Origin of the sequence: Enterobacter sp. BNK-14, assembly GCF_047456095.1 — a bacterium.
GTDB lineage: Bacteria > Pseudomonadota > Gammaproteobacteria > Enterobacterales > Enterobacteriaceae > Enterobacter > Enterobacter kobei.
Window position 1 is genome coordinate 830461 of the sequence record NZ_CP179897.1, and the last position, 26020, is coordinate 856480.

At 55.5% G+C, this 26020-nt stretch carries 24 protein-coding genes; 13 read left to right on the forward strand and 11 right to left on the reverse strand.

The genetic code is table 11. The features are described from left to right. The first annotated feature begins 94 nt into the window (after positions 1–94). Positions 95–1075, forward strand: coding sequence for a GlxA family transcriptional regulator (locus tag ACMGGM_RS04010; RefSeq protein ID WP_045134174.1), 981 nt, complete (start codon positions 95–97; stop codon positions 1073–1075). Positions 1076–1153: 78 nt separating this feature from the next. Continuing rightward, on the forward strand, positions 1154–2164 hold the full coding sequence (gene gap, locus ACMGGM_RS04015; RefSeq protein WP_023330621.1) for a type I glyceraldehyde-3-phosphate dehydrogenase: 1011 nt from the start codon (positions 1154–1156) through the stop codon (positions 2162–2164). Between the two features lie 40 nt (positions 2165–2204). Here gap and ACMGGM_RS04020 read toward each other — a convergent pair whose 3' ends face one another. Next, positions 2205–3392: an MFS transporter gene (locus ACMGGM_RS04020; protein WP_023338421.1), complete on the reverse strand. Its 1188-nt coding sequence runs from the start codon at positions 3390–3392 to the stop codon at positions 2205–2207. Positions 3393–3507: 115 nt separating this feature from the next. On the opposite strand from ACMGGM_RS04020, the gene ACMGGM_RS04025 reads away from it, so the two are divergent. Then, positions 3508–4464, forward strand: a complete 957-nt coding sequence (locus ACMGGM_RS04025) for an AraC family transcriptional regulator (protein ID WP_023337412.1) — start codon at positions 3508–3510, stop codon at positions 4462–4464. A 15-nt stretch (positions 4465–4479) separates the two neighbouring features. On the opposite strand, the gene ACMGGM_RS04030 is transcribed toward ACMGGM_RS04025, so the two are convergent. After that, positions 4480–5820, reverse strand: coding sequence for a carbohydrate porin (locus ACMGGM_RS04030; protein ID WP_023338422.1), 1341 nt, complete (start codon positions 5818–5820; stop codon positions 4480–4482). Between the two features lie 420 nt (positions 5821–6240). Here ACMGGM_RS04030 and ACMGGM_RS04035 point away from each other — a divergent pair, with 420 nt between their 5' ends. Then, a complete protein-coding gene (locus ACMGGM_RS04035; protein WP_023338423.1) occupies positions 6241–7926 on the forward strand; it encodes an alpha,alpha-trehalase in 1686 nt (561 codons plus the stop codon). A gap of 82 nt (positions 7927–8008) precedes the next feature. On the opposite strand, the gene ACMGGM_RS04040 is transcribed toward ACMGGM_RS04035, so the two are convergent. Together ACMGGM_RS04040 and ACMGGM_RS04045 are read right to left on the reverse strand one after the other, a co-directional pair. Next, positions 8009–10111, reverse strand: coding sequence for a TonB-dependent siderophore receptor (locus ACMGGM_RS04040; RefSeq protein ID WP_045134175.1), 2103 nt, complete (start codon positions 10109–10111; stop codon positions 8009–8011). A 112-nt stretch (positions 10112–10223) separates the two neighbouring features. Further along, positions 10224–10478, reverse strand: a complete 255-nt coding sequence (locus ACMGGM_RS04045; RefSeq protein ID WP_014884251.1) for a GlsB/YeaQ/YmgE family stress response membrane protein — start codon at positions 10476–10478, stop codon at positions 10224–10226. A 208-nt stretch (positions 10479–10686) separates the two neighbouring features. Here ACMGGM_RS04045 and ycgR point away from each other — a divergent pair, with 208 nt between their 5' ends. Next, positions 10687–11418 (forward strand): flagellar brake protein YcgR, encoded by a 732-nt coding sequence (ycgR, locus tag ACMGGM_RS04050; protein WP_014884252.1) that lies wholly within the window; start codon positions 10687–10689, stop codon positions 11416–11418. Positions 11419–11455: 37 nt separating this feature from the next. On the opposite strand, the gene emtA is transcribed toward ycgR, so the two are convergent. After that, the gene (gene emtA / locus ACMGGM_RS04055; RefSeq protein ID WP_014884253.1) at positions 11456–12067 is read right to left on the reverse strand and encodes a membrane-bound lytic murein transglycosylase EmtA; all 612 of its coding nucleotides are present in this window, start codon (positions 12065–12067) and stop codon (positions 11456–11458) included. A 106-nt stretch (positions 12068–12173) separates the two neighbouring features. Between emtA and ldcA the strand changes: the two genes are divergently transcribed. Further along, on the forward strand, positions 12174–13088 hold the full coding sequence (gene ldcA / locus ACMGGM_RS04060) for a muramoyltetrapeptide carboxypeptidase (protein ID WP_045134176.1): 915 nt from the start codon (positions 12174–12176) through the stop codon (positions 13086–13088). 97 nt (positions 13089–13185) lie between these two features. Beyond that, the gene (locus tag ACMGGM_RS04065) at positions 13186–14919 is read left to right on the forward strand and encodes a potassium/proton antiporter (protein ID WP_014884255.1); all 1734 of its coding nucleotides are present in this window, start codon (positions 13186–13188) and stop codon (positions 14917–14919) included. A 48-nt stretch (positions 14920–14967) separates the two neighbouring features. Here the strand turns inward: ACMGGM_RS04065 and dadX are convergent, their stop codons facing one another. Both dadX and ACMGGM_RS04075 read right to left on the reverse strand, forming a co-directional pair. Then, positions 14968–16038, reverse strand: coding sequence for a catabolic alanine racemase DadX (gene dadX, locus ACMGGM_RS04070; RefSeq protein WP_250365867.1), 1071 nt, complete (start codon positions 16036–16038; stop codon positions 14968–14970). Positions 16039–16047: 9 nt separating this feature from the next. After that, positions 16048–17346: a D-amino acid dehydrogenase gene (locus ACMGGM_RS04075; RefSeq protein ID WP_014884257.1), complete on the reverse strand. Its 1299-nt coding sequence runs from the start codon at positions 17344–17346 to the stop codon at positions 16048–16050. A 321-nt stretch (positions 17347–17667) separates the two neighbouring features. On the opposite strand from ACMGGM_RS04075, the gene ACMGGM_RS04080 reads away from it, so the two are divergent. After that, positions 17668–19200 carry a SpoVR family protein gene (locus ACMGGM_RS04080; protein ID WP_014884258.1) on the forward strand — a complete coding sequence of 511 codons (1533 nt, stop codon included), beginning with the start codon at positions 17668–17670 and terminating at the stop codon, positions 19198–19200. A 110-nt stretch (positions 19201–19310) separates the two neighbouring features. On the opposite strand, the gene fadR is transcribed toward ACMGGM_RS04080, so the two are convergent. Further along, complete coding sequence (gene fadR / locus ACMGGM_RS04085) at positions 19311–20030, reverse strand: fatty acid metabolism transcriptional regulator FadR (RefSeq protein ID WP_014884259.1); 720 nt, start codon at positions 20028–20030, stop codon at positions 19311–19313. Between the two features lie 200 nt (positions 20031–20230). Here fadR and nhaB point away from each other — a divergent pair, with 200 nt between their 5' ends. Together nhaB and dsbB are read left to right on the forward strand one after the other, a co-directional pair. Continuing rightward, on the forward strand, positions 20231–21769 hold the full coding sequence (nhaB, locus tag ACMGGM_RS04090; protein ID WP_023330627.1) for a Na(+)/H(+) antiporter NhaB: 1539 nt from the start codon (positions 20231–20233) through the stop codon (positions 21767–21769). Positions 21770–21912: 143 nt separating this feature from the next. Then, positions 21913–22443, forward strand: a complete 531-nt coding sequence (gene dsbB / locus ACMGGM_RS04095; protein WP_032641201.1) for a disulfide bond formation protein DsbB — start codon at positions 21913–21915, stop codon at positions 22441–22443. A 99-nt stretch (positions 22444–22542) separates the two neighbouring features. Here the strand turns inward: dsbB and ACMGGM_RS04100 are convergent, their stop codons facing one another. The 3 genes from ACMGGM_RS04100 to ACMGGM_RS04110 all read right to left on the reverse strand — a co-directional run bounded on the left by ACMGGM_RS04100 (position 22543) and on the right by ACMGGM_RS04110 (position 24058). Then, the gene (locus tag ACMGGM_RS04100) at positions 22543–22983 is read right to left on the reverse strand and encodes a YcgN family cysteine cluster protein (protein WP_014884262.1); all 441 of its coding nucleotides are present in this window, start codon (positions 22981–22983) and stop codon (positions 22543–22545) included. Positions 22984–23076: 93 nt separating this feature from the next. Next, positions 23077–23736 carry a fumarylacetoacetate hydrolase family protein gene (locus tag ACMGGM_RS04105; protein WP_014884263.1) on the reverse strand — a complete coding sequence of 220 codons (660 nt, stop codon included), beginning with the start codon at positions 23734–23736 and terminating at the stop codon, positions 23077–23079. Between the two features lie 46 nt (positions 23737–23782). Next, positions 23783–24058 carry a YcgL domain-containing protein gene (locus tag ACMGGM_RS04110; RefSeq protein WP_014884264.1) on the reverse strand — a complete coding sequence of 92 codons (276 nt, stop codon included), beginning with the start codon at positions 24056–24058 and terminating at the stop codon, positions 23783–23785. Positions 24059–24181: 123 nt separating this feature from the next. On the opposite strand from ACMGGM_RS04110, the gene minC reads away from it, so the two are divergent. The 3 genes from minC to minE are packed head-to-tail and all read left to right on the forward strand — an operon-like array spanning position 24182 to position 25998. Further along, on the forward strand, positions 24182–24889 hold the full coding sequence (gene minC / locus ACMGGM_RS04115; protein WP_014884265.1) for a septum site-determining protein MinC: 708 nt from the start codon (positions 24182–24184) through the stop codon (positions 24887–24889). Between the two features lie 23 nt (positions 24890–24912). Then, positions 24913–25725, forward strand: coding sequence for a septum site-determining protein MinD (gene minD / locus ACMGGM_RS04120; protein WP_014884266.1), 813 nt, complete (start codon positions 24913–24915; stop codon positions 25723–25725). Positions 25726–25728: 3 nt separating this feature from the next. Then, a complete protein-coding gene (gene minE, locus ACMGGM_RS04125) occupies positions 25729–25998 on the forward strand; it encodes a cell division topological specificity factor MinE (protein ID WP_008500504.1) in 270 nt (89 codons plus the stop codon). Positions 25999–26020: the final 22 nt, after the last annotated feature.

Sequence of the window (26020 nt, forward strand, 5' to 3'; positions counted from 1 at the left end):
TGAAATGACAAAGAACTTAAATCGCTTTGCTTTGCCAGAAACAGAGGCCCACGCGCGGCTTGACTTATTCTGTCATAAAGGTACTTTTCAGGACATGAAGAAGATCTTAATTATCGTCCCTGACGGCGGCATGCTGTTTGAAGCCGCCGGCATCGCCGACATTCTGATGCAGGCTAACCGGCTGCACCCGGAAGGGCTTGCGCACCCCCGCTACCGCATTATTATCGCCACCACGCAGCCGCACCAGGTGATCCACGGTCAGTCCGGCCTGAATCTGCTGGCGGATTATCGTCTGCCTGAACTTGATCCGCGTGAACCGCTGGACACCATTATCATCACCGGACGCGGGATGAACGAGCAGGAGAGCACGGCGGTGGTGGACTGGCTGCACCTTGCTGCGCCGCATGCCCGGCGGATAGCCTCCATTTGCGGCGGCGCGATGCTGCTGGCCCAGAGCGGCCTGCTGGATGGTCGTCGCGCAACCACCCACTGGCGGTTGCTGGAGACCATGCAAACCCAGTATCCGGCTATCCGCGTCGAAGGCGGTCCACTGTATATTCAGGATGGTCCCGTCTGGACCTCCGGCGGCGTGAGCTCGGGGTTTGATCTCACTCTGGCGCTGGTGGAGGATGACTATGGTTTCACCCTCGCCCGCGACGTGGCGCAGGATATGGTGATGTACCTGCGCCGGCCCGGCGGTCAGCTGCAGTTTAGCCGCTATAGCCTGCAGCCGTCCGGCGCGTCTGGGCCAATAAGCGACCTGCAGGCCTGGATACTACAGAACCTCACTGCCGACCTGTGCGTAGAAAATCTGGCCGAGAAAGCGGCGATGAGCCCGCGCAATTTCACCCGGGTCTTTACCCGGGACGCAGGCGTTCCACCTGCCCGCTACGTGACCGAAGCGCGCCTGGCCGCCGCCAGACAGCTGCTTGAGCAAACCCGTGATTCCCTTGAGCGCATTGCTGAGCAAAGCGGGTTTGGCACCAGCATTAACCTGCGCCGCGTGTTTGAGAAACAGCTCCACCTTACCCCGGGCGAGTACCGCCAGCGCTTCCACTGTCGCAAGATGGCCTAATCTGATCCTTTTTTGTCGTTTACGCCAATCGGCCTGACGCCTACAGTGACTCCAGACAACAGAGATAAGGAGTGCACCATGGTTAAGGTCGGTATTAACGGTTTCGGCCGTATCGGACGTAATTTCCTGCGCGCAGCACTGGGTAACCCGGATCTTCAGATTGTGGCCATTAACGATCTGACGGACAGCAAAACCCTCGCCCACCTGCTGAAACACGATTCCCTTCTGGGTAAATTGCCCGCACCGGTTGAAGCGGCTGACGGCGCATTGCAGGTTGATGGCCAGCGGATCGTGGTGTTTAGCGAACGCGATCCGGCAAATATTCCGTGGCGTGAAGCTGGCGTGGATGTGGTAATTGAAGCCACCGGCTTCTTTACCGAGCGGGAAAAAGCTGCGGTGCACGTCACGCACGGTGGTGCAAAGCGCGTCATCATCTCCGCGCCCGGCAAGAACGACGATCTGACCGTCGTCATGGGCGTGAACCACGATCGCTATGACCCGGCTCAGCACGTTGTCGTGAGTAACGGGAGTTGTACCACGAACGGTCTGGCTCCGGCCGCGCAGGTATTGCATCAGCAGTTCGGGATTGAGCATGGCCTGATGAATACCACGCATGCCTATACCAACAGCCAGGCACTGCACGATCAGCCGGAAAAAGATCTGCGCGGTGCACGCGCGGCGGCGCTGTCGATTGTGCCCTACTCCAGCGGCGCTGCAAAAGCGCTCGGCAAAGTCATCCCCTCTCTGGATGGTAAGCTGACCGGTTATTCCCTGCGCGTGCCGGTTCCGGTGGTATCGATTGTCGATTTGACGGTCACCCTGAGCCGTAACGTGACTGCCGAAGAGGTGAATGACGCATTCCGCAGTGCGGCAGCCAGTGGGCCACTGAAAGACATTCTGGGGTATAGCGATGAACCGCTGGTTTCCAGCGATTATCAGGGCGATCCGCGCTCCTCCATTATCGACGGGCTTTCCACGCTGGTGATTGGCGGGAACATGGTGAAGATCCTGGCGTGGTATGACAACGAGTGGGGATTCTCCAACCGCCTGGTGGACCTGGCGGTGCTGATGGATAAAAAAGGGCTGTAAGCCTCAAGCCGGGTGGGATAAGCACCCACCCGGCATAAAATCACGCCGCTTTGACCTTCACGCCCATAAATACAATGACCATCGCCGTCACCAGCAGGAAACCACTTCCGGCAAACACGCCGCTGGCCCCGTTGAGGTCAAACACCACCCCGCCCCCGGCCGCGCCAGCGCTAATCGCCAGCTGAATGGACGCCACCAGCAGCCCTCCGGCACTTTCGGCTTCATCCGGAACGGTGGTGGCAAGCCAGGTTGACCAGCCTACCGGCACCAGACCGAACGCAAAGCCCCACAGCGCCACCAGTAATCCGTCCAGCATCGCCAGATGACCAAACGCCACCATCATCAGCGCGAGTATGCCCATGCCGAATGGCACGAGGGCCAGCGTCAGGCGCAGATTACGGGCCAGCAGATGCCCGGCAATGGAGGTGCCGACAAAGTTGGCAAGCCCGAAGCCCAGCAGGATCAGCGAAATGGTTTCAACATTTGCCTGTCCGACGGTTTCAAGGAACGGGCGCAGGTAGGTAAAGAAGGCGAAATGGCCGCTAAAGATCAGAATGGTCGCCAGCATGCCGCCAATCATGCCAGGACGGCGCAGCACGCGGAACAATGTGCCAAGGCTACCGCTACTCTCTGGCTTCATGGACGGCAGCACCCAGATCTGCCACAGCAGCGCCAGCATGCTCGGCAGAATGCAGAGAATAAAGACGTTGCGCCAGCCGATCAGGCTTCCCAGATAGCTCCCCAGCGGGGCCGCGACCACGGTGGCGATCGACACGCTGGAGAAGATCACCGCCAGCGCTTTCGGCACTTTGTCCGCCGGAACCAGACGCATTGTTGTGGCCGTCGACATCGCCCAGAACCCACCGATGGCAACCCCTAACAGCAGACGCCCCATCAGCAGAACGTGCAGAGTGGGCGCAAAGGCTACCAGCTGGCTGGAGATAATTTGCAGCACGGAGAAAAACATCAATACCCAGCGACGATCGATTTTCCGGGTCGCCGGGGTGATCAGCAGTCCGGTGACTAACGCCACCAGCGCAGTGGCGGTCACGGCCTGCCCGGCCATCCCCTCACTGACGCCCAGGCTCGCGGCCATCGGCGTCAGCAAACTGGCGGGCAGGAACTCCGCCGTTATCAAACCAAAAACCCCCAGCCCCAGTGAATAGACGGCTCGCCAGGCGGGTTTGGCAGGCGCGACGGCCTCTCTCGCCTCGACACATGCATTCATCTGTTGATCTCCCGTTATAAAAGTGTGACAACTGTCGCAAAAGCATAGAGGGTTCACCCTGGACGATCTATGACATATAATCTCCACTTATTGATTATTCGTCCGGAGTTACGCCATGACCGCACAGTCACCCGATTTGATCAGCGAACTTTTACGCGGCATGCGTCTGTCGGGGGTGAAATACCGCCGGATTGAAGCCAGTGCACCGTTTGGCGTCGCGTTCCATCAGGCACCGGGCAAGGCGCAGTTCCATTTTGTGAGCCACGGCAACGCCCTGCTGCGAATGGACAGCGGTGCAACCTTCGAACTGAGCAGCGGCGATGCGCTGTTTATTCCTGGCGGTAATGCCCATGCCCTGCTCTCTGACGAAAAGGCAACCATCACTCCAGTCAACGCTTTCCCCAGCGAGCCCATCTGTAGCTCGGTCTGTGCCATTACCTGTGAGCCCTGCCCGGAGAGCGAAAACACCATCATCTTTAGCGGGTGTATGGATTTTGAGCTGGGCGGCATGCAGCCGCTGATCAAAGCGATGCCGGAAGTGATGATGGTCAGCCGGTTGATGTCCACCTGGCCGGAAATTCATCCGCTACTGGCCGCGATGGAGCGCGAGTCCATGACGCGTCAGGTCGGGTTTGCCGGGATCCTCGCCCGTCTGGCTGACGTGGTGGCGGCATTGATTGTTCGGGGCTGGGTTGAAGCAGGCTGTGGTAAAGCGACGGGCTGGGTGCAGGTCTTACGCGATCCGCGTCTGAGCCGGGCCATCTACGCCATGCACCAGCAGCCGGGCCTGAACTGGAGCGTGGCGGATCTGGCGAAAGAAGCGGGCACCTCCCGCTCCGTGTTCGCTGAACGGTTTCTGGCGGCGACGGGGACGACGCCGGCAAAATATCTCAGCGAGCTCAGAATGCGACTGGCTATTCAGTATATTCGCCATGAAAATCAACCGATTGAAACCGTCGCGCTGCGGCTCGGTTACGGGTCTCTGGCGGCGTTTAGCCGGGCATTTAAGCGCATCATCGGCCATGCGCCGGGCACGCTTCGGGAAGTCAGCCAGACCCCGGAAGAGGTCTGACCGACTGACAGGACATCAGAAATAGTATTTAAAGCGCACGCGACCACCGTAGCGCTCGTCATTTTTATTGTCACCCTCTTTCGGGGATGCATTGACCCATGACGCATACGCGCCCAGATAGATGTTGAAGTTTTTCATCTTCATGACGTTCGGGATCAGGTACGAGGTATGAATAGTATGGATGTCATACTCGCCCGGGTCGGTTATCCAGCAGTCGTTTTCACACTCTGCGTCAAACGTTGAGGTATTAAACTCGTCGATTTCGTTATGGGCATAGATGTAACCCAACTCAAAATTACGCCAGAGGGCATTAATAGCTGAGGTAAAGTCGGTTTCGCCCGTCGCGTCCAGATAAGCCGTGTTGAGATTCATGACCACTCCGTTTTCCGGATCGGTTTTGAGCCCGTCCCAGGTCATCGTGAACCCGTAGCCCGTTCGCTCTGACTGATCTATCCAGCGTCCGGCGTCATCGCGATAGCCATAAGCGTTGTTGACCAGGTTGGTCTCCATAGCAACCGCGCTGGAAAACGGTCCATTCTGCCAAGAGATGACCGGGCGCACGTAGGCCACATTTTTGTCGTTCTCAAGTTCTGCACCGTGATAACGCTGGTCGACATACAAATCGCTGCCGTCTTTGAACAGGGTATTCAGCTCAAAATACCAGTTATCCAGCGTCTTGCTCATCAGGAAGTTGCCCCCGCTGTCGGTTCGCCCGCGCCCCTCCTTCAGCATATAGATATAGCCGTAGCCGTCGCTGTAGAGATCGTCTGCGGTATTCCCGGAGTATTCCACAAACGTATCCTGGTTGAGCGGGAACATGTCATAGGCCTCAAAGCGTCCGACTTTTATTTCCCAGTCATTCTCAGTGCCAAAGAAGAATACCGCATCATCCAGGTACATTTTCCCGGCGAGGTCGCCGAGCGGCTGGACGGAGAACCCGGCGAAATTACCGTTATCCATTTTACGATAACCATCAAAGCCTAATAAAATACGCCCGTTAATATCCCAGCGTTCTTTATCGCCCGGCGCCCAGTCGCTATTAGCACTTTGCTTAACAGACGTGAGGCTACCCGTTTTACTGGCGGCATCCATATTAAATTCCACATCACCGTAAAATTTAATATCACCAAACCCTGAGAGCGTCAGTTTTGGCGGAGCGGTTTTGCTCACCGGCTCTTCCGACTGCACCACAACGGCTGGCGCAGCCTGCGTCGCGGCGGCCTGCTGCTGTTTAAGCTCCTGAATTTGCGCTTCCAGTTGCGCCAGCTTTTCTTCCACGTTCATTGAGGGTTGTGCCGCCAAAAGTGCGCCGGAATAGAATGCGCTTATCAGAATTACCGTTTTCTTTAATTGCATAGAATCCATCCTGATTATAAAAGTGAATACCCAAATATCGAGCACAGCCATTTCCACCAAATACCCTCAACGGTGCTATTATGTTTTTTCACAACGTAATTATGATTTTTAACTTGTGTGATCGGCGCAGAGAAAACTTGCGGTAATGAAGAGAAGAAAGACCACCCGCTTCACACTCTTATTTCATTAGGTTTATGTATATTTTAACGTGCAATATATATGATTTTTTAAAGACATAATTCTTTTAATTTCATTTGCACAACTAATTCCTCCCGGCCGGACCGGACGGGCGAAGCGGTAAATTGTCTGGTTCTGCGCAAAATGGGATATTGAACACGCGAAGCGGTCGATATTCGTCTAAGGTTTTCAGGTGATTGATAACAGCGGTCACGCTGCTGAGCGAATACAGGAGACGAACAGATGATAAGACCTCGTACTTTACGCCCTGCTCTTTTGCACCTCGCGCTGGGAGGCGCGCTGCTCGGTGCGACGACATTGAGTTATGCTGATGAACAGCCTGCGTTCCAGAAAAATTCCCCCGATATTTTACTTGGCCCTCTCTTTAATGATGTGCAAAGTGCCAAACTGTTTCCCGATCAGAAAACCTTCGCTGATGCCGTCCCCAAAAGCGATCCGCTGATGATCCTGGCGGATTACCGGATGCAGCACACCCAGTCCAGCTTTGATCTGCGCCACTTTGTAGAGATGAACTTCACGCTGCCTGCGGAAGGCGAAAAGTATGTTCCGCCCGCAGGACAAAGTTTACGCGAGCATATTGACGATCTCTGGCCCGTACTGACGCGTACCACCGATAAAGCCAGTAATAAATGGGATTCCCTGCTGCCGTTACCGAAGCCTTACGTTGTGCCCGGCGGACGCTTCCGCGAGGTCTACTACTGGGACAGCTATTTCACCATGCTGGGTCTCGCGGAAAGCGGCCACTGGGACAAAATCAGCGATATGGTGGATAACTTCGCCTGGGAGATTGATACCTTTGGACATATCCCCAACGGCAACCGCAGCTACTACCTGAGCCGCTCCCAGCCGCCGTTCTTCTCCATGATGGTGGAACTGCTGGCGACGCACGACAGCGATGCGCTAAAGAAATATCGCCCGCAGATGGAAAAAGAGTATGCCTACTGGATGGAGGGCGTGGATTCTCTTCAGCCAGGGCAAGCTAACCAGCGTGTCGTGAAGCTGGATGACGGTTCGGTGCTCAACCGCTACTGGGATGACCGCGATACTCCGCGCCCCGAGTCCTGGCTTGACGACGTCAATACCGCCAAAAACAACCCTAACCGACCCGCGACTGAGATCTACCGTGATTTGCGCTCCGCAGCGGCCTCGGGCTGGGACTTTAGCTCCCGCTGGATGGACGATCCGCAAAAACTCGGCACGATCCGCACCACCAGCATCGTGCCCGTCGATCTGAACGCGCTGATGTTTAAAATGGAAAAACTGCTCGCGCGGGCAAGCCAGGAGGCAGGCGATAGCGCCGCGGCGAGTAAATACGAGGCGCTGGCGACCGCGCGTCAGAAAGCCATTGAGAACCACCTGTGGAATGATAAAGAGGGCTGGTATGCCGATTACGACCTCAAGAGTAAGAAGGTGCGTAATCAGCTTACCGCGGCCGCTCTCTTCCCGCTCTACGTGAAGGCGGCGTCGCAGGAGCGTGCCGATAAAGTTGCCGCGGCGACCTCCGCGCGCCTGTTGAAACCGGGCGGCATTACCACCACCACGATCAACAGCGGACAGCAGTGGGATGCCCCAAACGGCTGGGCTCCGCTGCAGTGGGTGGCGACGGAAGGGTTGCAGAATTACGGGCAGAATAAGGTGGCGATGGATGTCACCTGGCGCTTCCTGAAGAACGTGCAGCACACTTACGACCGCGAGAAGAAACTGGTGGAGAAATATGACGTATCAACAACCGGTACGGGCGGCGGCGGTGGCGAGTACCCGCTGCAGGATGGGTTCGGCTGGAGTAATGGCGTGACGCTGAAAATGCTGGATCTGGTCTGTCCAAAAGAAAAACCGTGTGACAGCGTGCCGGAAAATCAGCCTGCGGCGAATGACGAGGCGGCGCCGGTGAAAGCCTCGGCGCAGTAAGGGGGTATTGCCGGGTGGCGGCTACGCCTTACCCGGCCTGCGTTGGGTTTGCAGGCCCGGTAAGCGCAGCGCCACCGGGCAGTCAGAAGCTGTAGCTCGCCCCTAGCTGATACGTCCTGTCACGCCCAATCCAGCAGTTGGTTGCGTCGTAGCAGGTCAGCGTCTCTTTATTGGTGATGTTCTGCATACTCGCCTTAAGCGTCAGTCCCGCCAGCGAAGGCATGATTTCGCCCATCCGGTACGAGGCCGCCAGATCGTACTGCGTGGTGCCGCCCAGTTTACCCGCATCGTTAGCCGGTGAAATTTCCATCGGACCGGTGTAGCGTGCCCCAGCCCCCAGCATCAGCCCTTTCAGCGGCGTACTCTCGAAAGTGTAGTCCCCCCACAGATTGAAAGCGTTCTCCGGCACCTGAGTTGGACGTTTACCCTGGTATTTATCATCTTCGGTATTGATCGCATGGGTGTAGGCATAGTTGGCAATCAGCGTCAGGTTGTCCGTCGGACGGCTGATGGCGGAGAGCTCTGCCCCTTTGGATTCCACTTCCCCGGTCTGACGATAATTCAGGAAGCCCGGATCGGAGGTGACAACGTTTTTCTGCCGGATGTTAAACACTGAGGCGGTAAAGGTGGTGGCGTATTCAGCCAGCAGATATTTTACCCCGCCTTCCACCTGCTTGCTGGTGATCGGTTTGACGTCTTTTGCCGTGAGCGTTCCCTGCGGTGACACCGGCGCAAAACCTTCGGAATAACTGATAAACGGTGAAACACCGTTATCGAAGGCGTAAAGCGCGCCCAGACGTTTGGTGACGCGGTCCTGCGACACCCAGGCTTTATCCCCGTTTTTCAGGTAATCGGTGGTGACGGAGCGGTAATCGTCGTAGCGCAGGCTACCCAACAGATTTAAGCCACCGAATTCCACCTGATCCTGCAGGTAGTAACCGTTCTGCTGATAGCTGAGGCGATTCTTCTGGGCGGTGTAGAGCCCCAGTGCGCCTTCGCTGATTTGCGTATAGTCAGGTTCGCGCATATCCATGCCTGGCGTGGCCGATGCGTAACGATAGTGGAAATGCGAGTTCATCTTCTGATAGTCAAACCCGGCCAGCAGATGGTGCTGCCATTCACCCAGCGCAACGGTTTTCGTCACCTGGTTGTCGATGTTGAAGCTCTTAAGATCTTCATCGGTGGTGTAAGCAAAGCGGTTGAGCTGATAAACCTCACTCCCCGTTCCTGTCGCATAGACGCTGCGCTGGTGGGTATCGACGTCAAAATAGCGCGCTTTCTGGTTAAAGCCCCAGCCGCTGTCAAACTCGTGTTCAAAGCTATAGCCCAGCATCCACTGGCGCTGCTTAAACCCACTCCATTCATCTCCGGCGTAATCACGGCGATCGGCATATTTCGAGCGCAGATAAGACAGCGGGAGCGGATTTGACGGCGTCAGGCTCGGGGAGTTTTGCGCCAGCGCATCCAGCGTGAGACGGGTTTTGCTGTCGGGCTGCCAGGTGACGGACGGGGCGACCAGGTAATTTTCATACCGGGTGGTGTGCGGCTGATCGTCATTCTCCGTCGCCTTGCCCAGCAGACGGTAATTCCAGTCGCTGTCGGCTATCTGCCCCGTTGAGTCGAGATAACCCTCTTTCAGGTTGCGGTTACCGGTATTAAAACCGACCTCCGTTCGCGCTTCCCGCTGCGGTTTTTTACTTTGAATATTCACCAGCCCGCCCGGCGAACCACCGCCGTAAAGCACCGATGAAGGCCCTTTCAGGATATCGACGCTGTCAATCAACAGCGGATCGATACGAGCCTTGGTATTGCCGGTGACGTTATAGGGCAACTGCAATCCGTTATAGAACTCCTGATCGACGGTAAAGCCACGAATTTTGTATTCGCTCATGTAGGAGGTATTACCGCGCACTTCGGTTGAGACGCCCGGGGCATAGCGCAGGATTTCATTCACGGAGTTCGCATGACGCTTTTCAATTTCCGGGGCAGAAAGCGTATTGATGACCTGGGGCGTTTTACTTTCGGCAACGGCCGATTTCGTGGCGCTGTTCGTCCAGGCCGGCAGCGCGCTGCCCTGCTCTGAGCCCGTGACGACGATGGTAGATTCTTCGGCGAAAGCCTGGACCTGCAATGCCAGCGTGACGGCACCGGCCAGAGCGCATAACGTAAAACGTGAGGAGTTCATAATGTCGTCTTGTTGTTAGATGCAATACGGAACGACAATTATTATCATTTCGATTAACAAATCAAGATTCAGGCAAAAAAAACGGCCCTCCGCAGAGAGCCGCTATGTCATTTTAGGCTCGTCGCAGTAACCTGAATATGCCCAGCACAACAATGGCGCCGACGACAGCAACGAGGAAACTGTGCATGTCAAAACCACTGATGTTGCCTCCAAAGCCAAACATCGTCGCCAGCCAGCCGCCCACAACCGCACCAACAACCCCGAGAACACAGGTCAAAATGAAGCCGCCGCCATCGTTTCCCGGCATGATGAGTTTAGCGATAGCGCCAGCGATAAGACCAAAGATAATCCAGGCGATGATACCCATAGCGATGCCCTCTTTCAGGTTTAACGCATGTGCAGAAAACCTTCTGCACAGCTAACGTAAGTATAGGTCATCAGCATAAAATCATTTTCCTCTCACCGACTTATCTTGCATGCAGCAATAAAAAAAAACTCACCGGTTTGTATTAAGTTTGAGTGTGGATTGCCGATAACGCTCAGACAGTCTGTCATTAATCAAGGAGCCATCCGGCGTGAGTCATTACAGTGAGCAGTTCCTCAAGCAAAATCCGCTGGCTGTATTAGGGGTATTACGCGACCTGCAAAAAGGCGAAGTGCCGTTGCGCATCAGCTGGTCAAATAATCAGTTTATCAGCAAGATCCTTGACGTTTCGCAGGAGCGACTGATTGTTGACCTGGGCAGCCAGGAGTATGAAAACCGCGCTGCGCTAAGAGCGGAACATATTGCGGTGATGGCCGAAACCCATGGAGCTAAAGTGGAGTTTGTCCTGCCGCGACTGGAACTGAGCGAATATCAGGGACTTCCCGCTTTTGTGACCCCTCTTCCGGGCAACCTCTGGTTTGTCCAGCGTCGTGAATACTTCCGCATCAGCGCCCCGCTTCATCCTGCCTATTTTTGTAAGGCCAAAATGCCGGACAAAAAAGAGCTTCGCTTCCGTCTCTTTGACCTGTCGCTGGGCGGTATGGGCGCGTTGCTGGATTCAGCGAAACCGGACGGACTGGTAGAAGGCATGCGTTTTACCCAAATTGAGCTCGATATGGGCGGCTGGGGTCGCTTTTATTTCGATGCACAGCTGATTGCCATCAGCGAGCGCACGGTGGTGGACAGCAAAAACGAAACGATTACCACGCCGCGTCTGAGCTTCCGTTTCCTGAACGTCGGGCCAGGCGCTGAGCGCGAGCTGCAGCGTATTATCTACTCGCTGGAGCGTGAAGCACGGGAACGTGCAAATAAAGTCCTGTGAAAAAATCGGGCAGCGCAACCGCCGCCCGTTTGCGGCATTACATGGCATCCATCGCTTTCTGTACTTTCCAGATATAACGAGGCGCCTGTGGTGCCGGATGATTCTTCGCTACATGCTCGACGAACTCATCTTTGTCCATGCCGTTGATCTCGTCTATCGCCTCTTTGCGGTCAGAGGAGAAAGTTCTGAGCAGCGCCCCTGCACCGTTCACGTATGAGACCACCAGCGCGTATTGCATCACTTCCGGATCCTCGATGCCCTTCAGCACGCCATGTTCCAGAATGCTCAGATACGCGGTACCCATGGAAATGTTGCGTTCCGGGTTCTTCAGCTCGCTGGTCGACGGCTGTCCGCTCCAGCCCATGTAGCGGTAGACCTCTCTCCCCGCCGTTGAAGCCTTAAGCTGCATCAGCCCCACCGCGTTGGATTTGCTGACGAGCGTAGGATTCCCGCCAGACTCAACCGCAATAATCGCGGTGATCAGACGCGGGCTCACGCCCCAGGCCTTCCCGGCTTGTTCACTGATTGGCATCCACTGCATAGCCCGTTTCACCGGCACTTCCGGGTTCCAGGGCGGGTTTTGATAATCATGTTTTGAACTACAGCCAGCCAGCAGCACAATCAAAAAAGCAAACCATCTCAATTTCACGTCATCTATCCTTATAGCCGGTCATCGCGGTGCGCCGCCCTTGAAGCAGGCAGCGTATACGCGGCATGATATAGACAATTAGTTTCTCATTCAGCAAGGAATTGCCATGTCTCAGTTTCATCTCATCGCGCCGTCGGGCTACTGCATTAACCAGGACGCGGCACAGCGGGGCGTTCAGCGCTTACTGGAATCTGGTCATCAGGTAGAAAATCAGACAATTATCCCCCGCCGCCAGCAGCGTTTTGCCGGAACGGAAGCGCAGAGGCTGAATGATATCAATAACCTGGTGAGTCTGAAGGGTAAGGATCGCATCGTCCTTGCCGTGCGCGGCGGCTACGGGGCGAGCAGGCTGCTGGAGAGCATTGACTGGCAGGGTCTGGCGCAGCGCCAGCAGCAGGATCCGCTACTGATTTGCGGCCACAGCGATTTCACCGTCATCCAGCTAGGTCTTCTGGCCCTGCACAATGTCATCACGTTTAGCGGCCCAATGCTGGCCGGTAACTTCGGCGCGCCGGAGCTGGATGCGTTTACCGTGGAACACTTCTGGCGCGCGCTGCGTAATCCTGCCTACAGCGTGGAGTGGCAAGGCAACGGACCGCACTGGGAGTGTGAAGGTCAGCTCTGGGGCGGAAACCTGGCGATGCTGGTCTCGCTCATCGGCACGCCGTGGATGCCGGACATCGAAGACGGCATTCTGGTGCTGGAAGATATCAACGAACATCCGTTCCGCGTCGAGCGCATGCTATTGCAGCTTTATCATGCCGGTATTCTTGCGCGTCAGTCCGCGATTGTGCTGGGCAGCTTTAGCGGCGCTGCCCCCAATGACTATGATGCGGGCTACTCGCTGGAAACGATGGTCGATTTCATCCGCTCCCGGCTGGACATTCCCGTCATCACCGGGCTGGATTTCGGCCATGAGCAGCAAACCGTTACTCTTGCGCTGGGGGCGCACGCCAGGCTGAAGCATGATGATGGCGGAAGCCAGCTCACCATCAGCGGCCATCCGGTCATAAAGGGGTAAAAAATCCGTTAAACCGCCTTAATAAAACGCTGTTACCGACGTTAATATGTTAGGGTTTTAGTAACAGCGTTAACATTGAGGTGGGAGTAAGAGAACATTGGATGCCGCAGCGATAATCAGCCTTTTCATTTTGGGTTCTGTCCTTGTAACCAGCAGTATTTTATTAAGTTCATTTTCATCGCGTCTCGGCATACCTATTCTTGTTATTTTCCTTGCTATCGGCATGCTGGCTGGCATTGATGGCATCGGCGGTATCCCATTCGATAACTACCCTTTTGCCTACATGGTGAGTAACCTCGCCCTGGCGGTGATCCTGCTTGACGGCGGCATGCGTACGCAGGCGAGCTCCTTCCGCGTGGCCCTGGGGCCAGCGCTTTCACTTGCCACGGTCGGCGTGTTAATTACCTCTGGCCTCACCGGGATGATGGCTGCGTGGCTTTTTCATCTGAATATCATGGAAGGTTTGCTGATTGGCGCGATTGTCGGCTCAACCGACGCGGCAGCCGTGTTTTCCCTGCTCGGTGGAAAAGGGCTTAACGAACGTGTCGGCTCAACGCTTGAGATTGAATCCGGCAGTAACGACCCGATGGCGGTGTTCCTGACCATCACGCTGATCGAGATGATTCAGCAGCACGAGACCGGGCTGAGCTGGATGTTCGCGTGGCATATCCTGCAGCAGTTCGGCCTGGGGATACTGATAGGTCTGGCGGGGGGATACCTGTTACAGCAGATGATTAACCGCATCTCGCTCCCCTCGGGGCTGTATCCACTGCTGGCGCTGAGCGGCGGGATCCTGATTTTTGCCGTCACCACCGCTCTGGACGGCAGCGGTATTCTCGCGGTCTACCTCTGCGGATTCCTGATGGGTAACCGCCCTATCCGCAACCGTCACGCTATTTTGCAAAACTTCGACGGTCTTGCCTGGCTGGCGCAAATCGGCATGTTCCTGGTGCTGGGCCTGCTGGTTACACCCTCGGATCTGCTGCCGATTGCCATTCCGGCGCTGCTGCTGTCTGCATGGATGATCTTCTTCGCCCGTCCGCTGTCGGTGTTTGCCGGTCTGCTGCCGTTTCGCGGCTTCAACCTGCGCGAGCGTGTCTTTATCAGCTGGGTGGGCCTGCGTGGCGCGGTGCCGATCATCCTTGCCGTCTTCCCGATGATGGCCGGGCTGGATAACGCACGACTGTTCTTTAACGTGGCGTTCTTCGTGGTGCTGATTTCACTGCTGTTCCAGGGGACGTCGCTCGGATGGGCGGCGAAAAAAGCCAAAGTGGTGGTCCCGCCCGTGGGCTGGCCGGTGTCCCGCGTGGGGCTTGATATTCATCCGGAGAACCCGTGGGAACAGTTCGTCTATCAACTGAGCGCCGACAAGTGGTGCGTAGGGGCATCGCTGCGCGATTTGCACATGCCGGCCGAAACGCGGATTGCCGCGCTGTTTCGCGATAATGTCCTGCAACACCCTACCGGCAGCACCCGGCTTCGCGAAGGGGATATTTTGTGCGTGATTGGCCGCGAGCGCGATCTGCCCGCGCTGGGCAAGTTGTTCAGCCAGTCGCCTCCGGTGGCGCTGGACCAGCGTTTCTTCGGCGATTTTATTCTGGAAGCCAGCGCCAAATTTGCGGATGTGGCGCTGATTTACGGTCTGGATGAAGGTGCTGAAGACGGTGATAACCAGCAAACGCTGGGCGAAATCATCCAGCAACGACTTGGCGCTGCGCCGGTCGTCGGCGATCAGGTGGAATTTGCCGGGATGATCTGGACCGTTGCCGAAAAAGAAGATAACGCGGTGCGGAAAGTCGGTTTGCGGCCGATGGAAGAGGACGCAGAGTAGCGGGTTTATGCCGGGTGGCGGCTGCGCCTTACCCGGCATAAGAACACGTTACACCGTCACAACTGACACTCTCGGCGCCAGGGCGCACATCAATTCATACCCCACCGTTCCCGCCGCCGCGGCCACGTCATCAATTTTGACTTCATTGCCCCACAGCTCAACCGGTGAACCGATGCCCGCCTGCGGACACGGCGTGAGGTCAACCGCCAGCATATCCATTGACACGGTCCCCACCGTGCCCGTACGAACGCCGTCCACCCAGACGGGCGTACCGGTTGGTGCGATGCGCGGATAGCCGTCGGCATAACCGCCTGCCACAATACCAATTCGCTGTTCGCCCTGCGCCCGGTAGCGGCTGCCATAGCCCACCGTGTCGCCCGCCTTCAGCGTCTGCACGCCGATAATCTCACTGCGCAGGGACATCACCGGCTTCAGGCCGCTGTTGGCGATATCCTGCCATTGACCGGACGGGGATGCACCATACAGAACGATCCCCGGACGCACCCAGTTATAATGCGCTTCGGGATGCCAAAGCGTCGCCGCAGAGTTCGACAGCGAGCGCGGACAGTCCAGCCCTTCTGCCGCCTGCTCAATGCGGACCATGGCATCGGCAATGCCGTCCGGTTTTTCCGCATCGGCAAAGTGCGCCATCAGCGTCATTTCGCCCACATTTTTCAGGGCGCGCAGCTGTTGCCAGACCGTATTTACCCGCTCAGGCTGAAAGCCCAGACGGTTCATGCCGCTGTTTACCTTGAGATAGATATCCAGCGGCGCGTGGAGTTTTGCATCCTGAATCGCTTTAATCTGCCAGTTGCTGTGAACGCTGGTGGTCAGACGATACTTATCCAGCAACGGCAGATCCTCGGGGTGGAAGAACCCTTCCAGCAGCAAAATCGGCCCTTTCCAGCCGCGTTCGCGCAGCAGGATAGCCTCTTCCAGATTGAGCAACGCAAAACCGTCGGTGGCGCTGAGCGCGCTCCAGATACGGTCAATACCGTGGCCGTAGGCATTCGCTTTGACTACCGACCAGACGCGCGAACCAGGTGCTGCCCGGCGAACAATTTGCAGGTTTTCCTTCAGGGCCTGCAGATCCAGCTGAGCCAGAACAGGACGGGACATGACAACTCCTTAGTTATGCGCGCCGTGCAGATGCTGTGGACGCGATGGCGTGAACCCTGATTGATAGCGCGCCGCACTTAAATCGTCAAATGGAATGGCTGGCGTGCGCCCGGAAATCAGGTCGCTCAGCAGCTGACCGGATCCGCAGGCCATCGTCCAGCCCAGCGTGCCGTGTCCGGTATTGGTCCACAAATTTTTAAACGGCGTACGGCCAACAATCGGCGTACCGTCCGGGGTCATCGGACGCAGACCGGTCCAGAATGTCGCCTGCTCAACAAAGCCCCCGCGCGGGAACAGGTCCCCCACCACCATCTCCAGCGTTTCACGACGCGGCTGCAGGAGGTCGGTGTTGAAGCCGACAATTTCCGCCATGCCGCCCACGCGGATGCGGTTATCAAAGCGGGTAATGGCGATTTTGTAAGTTTCATCCAGGATGGTTGATACCGGGGCGCCGCTCTCTTCTTTCACCGGAATGGTCAGCGAGTAGCCCTTCAGCGGATAAACAGGAATATCGAGAATGCCTTTCAGCATGGCGGTGGAGTACGAGCCAAATGCCATCACGTAGGCATCCGCTTTGATCACCTCGTCGCCACACTTCACGCCGTAAATTTTTTCCCCTTCCGACAGCAGCTTGTCGACAGCGGTGTTAAAGCGGAATTTCACCCCCGCCTGCTCGCACATGTGCGCCAGACGCTGGGTAAAGAGCTGACAGTCGCCGGTTTCGTCATTAGGAAGACGCAGGCCGCCCGTCAGTTTATGCGCCACTTCCGCCAGGGCAGGCTCCACCTGCCCCAGCTGGCTGGCCTCCAGCAGCTGGTAAGGTACGCCGGCATCTTCCAGCACGGCGATATCGCGGGTGGCGTTTTCATACTGTTGCGCGGTGCGGAACAGCTGCAGCGTGCCGCCCTGACGGCCTTCGTACTCAATGCCGGTCGACGCGCGCAGGGTCTTAAGACAGTCACGGCTGTATTCCGCCAGGCGCACCATGCGCCCTTTGTTTTCCATGTAGTGGCGGGTATCGCAGTTGCGCAGCATCTGCCACATCCACTTCAGCTGGAACGGCGTGCCATCAAGGCTGATGGCCAGCGGCGCATGGCGCTGGAACATCCATTTGATCGCCTTCAGCGGTACGCCAGGGGCTGCCCACGGCGCCGCATACCCCGGAGAGATTTGCCCGGCATTCGCCGCACTGGTTTCAAGCGCCGGGCCGGATTCACGATCGATAACGGTAACCTCATGTCCTGCCTGACTTAAATACCAAGCGCTGGTTACGCCAACGACACCACTTCCCAGTATGACAACACGCATAGCCACTCCATAATGTGCAAAAGAACAATCTTCTAATTACAGATTGATAACCTAGTTGAAAATATTATTCAACATACGACTTTTTTATGGTGACTTGCCTCACACATCCCCCAGTATCAGGGGATGGTGCTAATTTGGGATCTCGTGCTGAGCTTTATTTTTAACCAGCATAAAATGCTGAAGGAGTCGCTTATTTTGCCGTATCAAAAACGGGAAATCGCAAAGAAAAAATTTCTTGTCGGGCACGCTTTTTAACACGTTGATCTATGCTTGAAAGGAGGCTCTCCAGACAGAGAGAGCACCCACAACGAGGGCGCGCTAATGGCTACTATTGATTCCCTGAACAAGGACAACACACGTCTGAGCGATGGACCCGACTGGACCTTCGAGCTGCTGGATGTCTACCTCGCCGAAATCGACCGGGTGGCAAAACTGTATCGCCTGGATACCTATCCCCATCAAATTGAGGTGATTACCTCTGAACAGATGATGGACGCTTACTCCAGCGTCGGGATGCCGATCAACTATCCGCACTGGTCGTTTGGTAAAAAATTCATTGAAACGGAGCGCCTGTATAAACACGGTCAGCAGGGGCTGGCGTATGAGATTGTGATTAACTCCAATCCGTGTATTGCGTATTTAATGGAAGAGAACACCATTACCATGCAGGCGCTGGTGATGGCCCACGCCTGTTACGGCCATAACTCGTTTTTCAAAAATAACTATCTCTTCCGCAGCTGGACGGATGCCAGCTCCATCGTTGATTACCTGATCTTCGCGCGTAAATACATCACCGACTGCGAAGAGCGTTATGGCGTGGATGAGGTGGAGAAACTGCTCGACTCCTGCCACGCCCTGATGAACTACGGCGTGGACCGCTACAAACGCCCGCAGAAAATCTCCCTGCAGGAGGAGAAAGCCCGACAGAAAAGCCGCGAAGAGTATCTGCAAAGCCAGGTGAACATGCTGTGGCGCACCCTGCCGAAGCGTGAGGAAGAGAAAGCCGTCGCCGAGACGCGTCGTTATCCCTCCGAGCCGCAGGAAAACCTGCTCTACTTTATGGAGAAAAACGCCCCGCTGCTGGAGCCGTGGCAGCGTGAGATCCTGCGCATCGTGCGCAAGGTCAGCCAGTATTTCTATCCTCAGAAACAGACGCAGGTGATGAACGAAGGCTGGGCGACATTCTGGCACTACACCATCCTCAACCATCTGTATGACGAGGGGAAAGTGACCGAGCGGTTCATGATGGAGTTTCTCCACAGCCATACCAACGTCGTGTTCCAGCCGCCTTACAACAGCCCGTGGTACAGCGGGATTAACCCGTATGCGCTTGGCTTTGCGATGTTCCAGGATATTAAGCGTATCTGTCAGTCGCCAACGGAAGAAGACAAGTACTGGTTCCCGGATATCGCCGGTTCAGACTGGCTTGAAACGCTGCATTTTGCGATGCGCGATTTTAAGGACGAGAGCTTTATCAGCCAGTTTATGTCGCCGAAGATCATGCGTGATTTCCGCTTCTTCACCGTGCTGGACGATGATCGTAACAACTACCTGGAGATTTCTGCGATTCATAACGAAGAGGGGTACCGCGAGATCCGCTCACGGCTCTCTTCTCAGTACAACCTGAGCAATCTTGAGCCCAATATTCAGGTCTGGAACGTCGATTTACGCGGTGACCGTTCTCTGACGCTGCGTTATATCCCGCACAACCGCGCGCCGCTGGATAAAGGACGTAAAGAGGTGCTGAAGCATGTTCACCGCCTGTGGGGCTTTGACGTGCAGCTGGAACAGCAGAATGAGGACGGCAGCGTAGAACTGCTGGAACGTTGCCCGGCGCGGTTGAATACGTTGTAATGTTTTTTGCCGGGTGGCGGCTACGCCTTACCCGGCCTACGGGTTTTGTAGGCCCGGTAAGCGAAGCGCCACCGGGCGAAAAAAAACCTCTCACTTGAGAGGTTTTTCTTTCAGCGACTCTGAATCGCTAAATCGCCCGGCAGCGTTTTTTGCATGCGATGCCAGATTTCACCGGAATCATGACCGTAGCGACGCACGGTTTCATAAACCTGATCGTGCAGCCCTTCAGTGCAGAGTTTGCTGAGCTTATGGTAGAAACCCAATGCCAGACTGCGCGCTTCGGGATTGGCAAAGTAGTGACGACCAATGCGGGTATAGAGCCCTTTCATCCCGTTAAGGATAAGACCGTAAATCGGGTTGCCGGAGGCAAACGCCAGACCGCGGAAGACGTTGTAATCGAGGGTGGCAAAGGCATCGGCATGATCTTCGACCTCGTTTGCGCTGGCCAGCACTGCAAGCGCATCTTCCGGGTGCTGACGGAAAGCGGTACGAATAAAGATCGTCGCGATGTTGGTACGCACGGAGAGCAGATTATCAATGAGCTGCGGTACGCTTTCGTGGTCGAGGCGCGCCAGCGTTTCAAGAATGTTCAGCCCCGAGGTTTCCCAGAAGTTGTTTACTTTTGTTGGCTTGCCGTGCTGGATCGTCAACCATCCATCACGCGCCAGTCGCTGAAGCACTTCACGCAGCGTGGTGCGAGTGACGCCAATCAGTTCAGAGAGTTCGCGTTCAGCCGGAAGAATGGACCCTGCAGGGAAGCGATTATTCCAGATGCTTTCAATGATGTACTCTTCCGCGAAACCCGCCGGGCTCTGCGCCTTAATGACCATAGTGAGATTTCCATTACACAGCTTTAGCAAATTGCACTCATCATACCAGAGGCATGCAGCGGCAGGTAGCGCGGTAAAGAGAGAAAAGAGGGATCGCCGTTTCATTTTTATGAAATTTACAATGCTCGCTTATCCGCCGCCGGGCCGCAATTTTGCGTATACTGATGTTTTGTTTTACGTGACGGGGAAGGACGTCTGTTGTGGAAATTTCTTTTGGGCGCGCGCTGTGGCGCAATTTTTTAGGTCAGTCTCCTGACTGGTACAAACTGATACTGCTGGTTTTCCTGGTCGTTAACCCCCTTATTTTTAGCGTGAACCCGTTTATCGCCGGATGGCTGCTGGTGGCGGAGTTTATCTTCACCCTGGCAATGGCGCTGAAATGTTACCCTCTGCTGCCTGGCGGTCTGCTGGCTTTTGAAGCAGTGGTCATCGGGATGACGTCTGCTGAGCATGTCAAAGCAGAGCTGGCGTCAAATCTGGAAGTGCTCCTGCTGCTGATATTTATGGTGGCCGGGATCTACTTTATGAAACAGCTGCTGCTGTTTATCTTCACTCGCCTGTTGCTCAGCATTCCGTCTAAAACGGTATTGTCGCTGGCGTTTTGCCTTGCTGCTGCCTTTCTTTCGGCCTTCCTGGATGCCCTGACCGTTGTTGCGGTGGTGATCAGCGTCGCCGTCGGGTTTTACGGGATTTATCACCGCGTGGCCTCGTCCCGCCCGGGCGAAGACTTGCAGGATGACAGCCACGTTGAGGCGCATAACCGTGAGGTGCTGGAGCAGTTCCGCGCGTTTCTGCGCAGTCTGATGATGCATGCTGGCGTAGGGACTGCGTTGGGCGGCGTGATGACCATGGTGGGTGAGCCGCAAAACCTGATCATCGCTAAAGCGGCTGAATGGCATTTTGGCGAGTTTTTCCTGCGTATGGCCCCCGTGAGCGTGCCTGTCCTTATCTGCGGGTTAGCAACCTGCATTCTGGTCGAAAAGTTCAGGGTATTCGGCTACGGCGCGCAACTGCCTGAGCCGGTCCGCAGTGAGCTGCATAAATTTGACGAGCAGAGCCGCAAACAGCGCACGCGGCAAGAGACGCTGCGTCTGATTGCGCAGGGTATCATTGGCGTCTGGCTTATCGTCGCGCTGGCATTGCATCTTGCAGAGGTTGGGTTGATTGGCCTCTCCGTCATTATTCTTGCGACCACCTTTAGCGGCGTAACGGATGAGCATGCTATTGGCAAAGCGTTTACGGAAGCCCTGCCATTTACCGCGCTGCTGGCCGTCTTCTTCGCGGTTGTGGCGGTGATTATCGATCAGCATCTGTTTGCCCCCATAATTACCTTTGTGCTGCAGGCTGCACCAGACGCGCAGCTTACGCTCTTCTATCTGTTCAACGGCCTCCTGTCGTCCATCTCCGATAACGTCTTTGTCGGGACGGTCTACATCAACGAAGCCAAATCCGCGATGGAAGAAGGCATTATTAACGCAGGACAGTTTGAGCTGCTGGCCGTGGCCATCAATACCGGCACTAACCTGCCGTCGGTAGCGACGCCAAATGGACAAGCCGCCTTCCTGTTCCTGCTGACCTCTGCCCTTGCGCCACTCATACGTCTTTCTTATGGAAGAATGGTCTGGATGGCGCTGCCCTATACGCTGGTACTCACAATTGTGGGATTGCTTTGCGTCAAAATTACCCTCATTCCCTGTACGCAATGGCTGATACAAGCGGGTATACTTGCGGCGCACTAAATGAGGCCTCTCGGGCAGTTCGCTGCCCGTTTGCCTTTTCGCACGATAAACATCCGATTACGTTTTATTTCGTCAGGTACAGGTGGCGCGAAAAACGAATTCGTTTACACTGCGCTTTCTAAGCATGTTCCAGGGAAATGATTATGTTGAGATTTTTAAACCAGTGCTCTCGCGGTCGCGGAGCGTGGTTGTTGATGGCCCTGACCGCCTTTGCGCTGGAAATGGTCGCGCTGTGGTTCCAGCACGTGATGGGGCTGAAACCCTGCGTGCTCTGTATCTACGAGCGCTGCGCCCTGTTTGGCATTATGGGTGCGGGCCTGGTAGGCGCCATCGCCCCGAAATCGCCGTTGCGCTACGCGGGTATTGCAATCTGGCTGTACAGCGCCTGGAAAGGAATTGAACTCTCCTGGCAGCACACCATGATGCAGCTGCATCCGTCACCGTTTATGACCTGTGATTTTGCCGCCCGCTTCCCGAGCTGGCTGCCGCTGGATAAATGGCTGCCGCAGGTGTTTGTCGCATCCGGTGACTGCTCTGTCCGTCAGTGGGAATTCCTGACGCTGGAGATGCCACAGTGGCTGGTGGGGATTTTTGTCGCCTACTTCGTCGTGGCGTTGCTGGTGCTGATTGCCCAGCCGTTCAAGCCGAAGAAACGTGATTTGTTCGGAAGGTAAAAGCAAAACGGCAACGTCAGTTTTGTAGGTCGGGTAAGCGCAGCGCCACCCGACACAACAGCGCATAATAAAAAACCCGCCTCGGCGGGTTTTTTATTATCACCGATTAGGGTGATTCATAATATGGTCTTCCCAGTCCCGCACCTCGGACTCTTTCACCGCGATGTGGCGCACCGAAATGCGCTCGCCGTGCATCGCCGCTTTCGAACCGGTCAGCAACGGATGCCAGTCTGGTAACCCTTTCCCTTCCGCCAGCAGGCGATACGCGCAGGTATGGGGCAGCCATTCAAAGGTGGGCAGATTATCACGGGTTAACTTGATGCAGTCCGGCTCGAATTCAAAGCGGCGTTCATAGTTGCGGCACTGGCAGGTTTTAATGTTCAACTGCTTGCAGGCCACGTTGGTGAAGTAGATTTCGTCCGTATCTTCATCCATCAGCTTGTGCAGGCAGCACTGCCCGCAGCCGTCGCACAATGATTCCCATTCCGCGTCAGTCATGTCGTCAAGAGTTTTGCTTTGCCAGAAAGGGATGTCGTTCATCAGGATGTCCACACGTCAAAAGAAAGCGCACCTTATAACGAGTCTGGCACGTTGTTGCAAGTTTTGCCGCCCTCTTCAGGCGGCAAGATGTGGTTACAGCACGCGGGTTTTCAGCGACAGGCCGTTAAAACCGACCTCCAGTTCATCGCCGCTGAGGAGCGGGCCAACCCCTTCAGGCGTACCGGTCAGGATCACATCGCCTGGTTTAAGGGTGAAGAAGCGGCTCATGTAGGCAATCAGCGGCACAATCTTATGGATCATGTCTGCCGTGCTGCCCTGCTGGCGGATGTCACCGTTCACCTTCAGGCTGAGCGGCGTGTTCTGTGGATCGGTGGTAAATTCACTGACCGGAATGAATCCCGAAATCGGACACGCGTTGTCAAAGCCTTTGGCTTTTTCCCACGGCTGCCCGGCCTTCTTCATTTTTCCCTGCACATCACGCAGCGTCAGATCCAGCGCGACGCCGTAGCCAGCAATCGCTTTCTGGACATGCTCTTCGGAGGCCTGGCGCAGCGTGGCGCCGATCAGCACCGCGAGCTCAACTTCGTGATGCACTGACCCCAGCCCCTGCGGCAACGCCAGCGGCTGGCGGATATCGCAAAGCGCCGTCTCTGGCTTAATAAACAGAACCGGCTCTTCTGGTGTTGCGCTGCCCATCTCCTGAATATGCTTTGCGTAGTTACTGCCCACGCAGACCACTTTGCTGACGGGATAATCCAGTAACGCACCTTGCCAGTTATGATGTTGATACATGCTCGACCCCTAATCGGTTGATGTGATGCGCCCGAAACAGCTGAGACTATTTTTTCCCGTTCGCCTCAAGGTGCTGTTTTAATAAATTCTCAGGCGGTGGTGGAAGCTGTAAATAATAGCCTTGCTCGGCTAATGCCGTTTTCACTTTATCCAGATCGGCATTGACCAGTTTCTTACGACCATCCAGCGGCAGCAGCATCGCCAGCTGTGGTCGGCCAAAGCTCTTCATTAATTCTTCAGGCACGCGTGAAAAATCGTCTTTCTTTTCGACATAAAGATAGGTCTGGTCACGGCTTGTACTTCTGTAGATCACACAAAACATGTTTTTACTCTGAATTAATGGGTGGTTGCTTGCCTCAATATACTCCTGACTATAACATGCCTGATACTCTTCGGAATATCGCAGCGAATGGTTGCGGTTAATAGCAAATTGAGTAAGGCCAGGATGTCAAACACGCCCATCGAGCTTAAAGGCAGTAGCTTCACCTTATCAGTGGTACATTTGCATGATGCAAAACCCGAGGTTATTCGTCAGGCGTTAGAAGACAAAATCGCGCAGGCTCCCGCTTTTCTGAAACACGCCCCTGTTGTTATCAACGTGAGTGGTCTTGAGGCTCCGGTTAACTGGAAACTTCTCCAGCAGGCCGTCTCCTCTACTGGCCTGCGAATTGTCGGCATCAGTGGCTGTAAAGATAGCGAGCTGAAAGCGGAAATCGACCGTGCCGGGCTGCCCCTTCTTAATGAAGGTAAAGAAAAAGCCCCGCGTGCAGCCTCTGCTGCCGTGCAGGCGCCCCCTCCAGTGGTGCAAAACGTTACTCCCGTCACAAAAACGCGAATGATTGACGTACCGGTTCGTTCCGGTCAGCGCATTTATGCACCAAACTGTGATCTGATTGTTACAAGCCACGTCAGTGCTGGCGCAGAGCTTATTGCAGATGGCAATATTCACGTTTACGGTATGATGCGTGGACGTGCGCTCGCAGGCGCAAGTGGCGATCGGGACGCGCAAATATTTTGTACTCACCTGACGGCGGAACTGGTGTCCATCGCAGGTGAATATTGGCTGAGCGACAAGATCCCAGCCGAATTTTATGGCAAAGCGGCTCGTCTGCGACTGGCAGACGACGCGTTGACCGTTCAACCGTTGAATTGATCCCTTTTTAACAAGGAATTTCTATGGCACGCATTATTGTTGTTACTTCGGGTAAAGGAGGCGTTGGCAAGACCACCTCCAGCGCGGCCATCGCTACTGGTTTGGCCCAGAAGGGAAAGAAAACCGTCGTTATCGACTTCGATATCGGCCTGCGTAACCTCGACCTGATTATGGGATGTGAGCGTCGCGTCGTGTATGACTTCGTCAACGTCATTCAGGGCGATGCCACGCTGAACCAGGCGCTGATTAAAGACAAGCGCACCGAGAACCTCTACATCCTCCCGGCCTCTCAGACGCGTGACAAAGACGCCCTGACCCGTGAAGGTGTCGAAAAGGTACTCGAGGAGCTGAGAAAAATGGAGTTCGACTTCGTTGTCTGTGACTCCCCTGCCGGCATCGAAACTGGTGCCCTGATGGCACTCTACTTTGCTGATGAAGCGATCATCACCACCAACCCTGAAGTCTCATCCGTGCGTGACTCCGACCGTATTCTCGGCATCCTCGCCTCCAAATCCCGTCGTGCGGAAAATGGCGAAGAGCCGATCAAAGAGCACCTGCTGCTGACCCGTTATAATCCGGGTCGCGTCAACAAAGGTGACATGCTGAGCATGGAAGACGTACTGGAGATCCTGCGCATTAAGCTGGTGGGCGTCATCCCGGAAGACCAGTCCGTGCTGCGCGCCTCTAACCAGGGCGAGCCCGTGATCCTTGATACGACGGCAGATGCAGGTAAAGCGTATGCTGATACTGTTGACCGTCTGCTGGGAGAAGAACGTCCTTTCCGCTTCATTGAAGAAGAGAAGAAAGGTTTCCTCAAACGCCTGTTCGGAGGATAAGTTATGGCATTACTGGACTTTTTTCTCTCGCGGAAAAAGAACACCGCCAACATCGCAAAAGAACGTCTGCAAATCATCGTTGCGGAGCGTCGTCGTAGCGACGCCGAGCCTCATTACCTGCCGCAGCTGCGTAAGGACATCCTGGAAGTGATCTGTAAGTACGTACAGATTGACCCGGAGATGGTCACGGTGCAGCTGGAGCAAAAAGACGGGGATATTTCGATTCTGGAGCTGAACGTGACGCTACCGGAAGCGGAAGAGTCGCGCCCGTAGGGTTGTGATTTTGTAGCCCCGG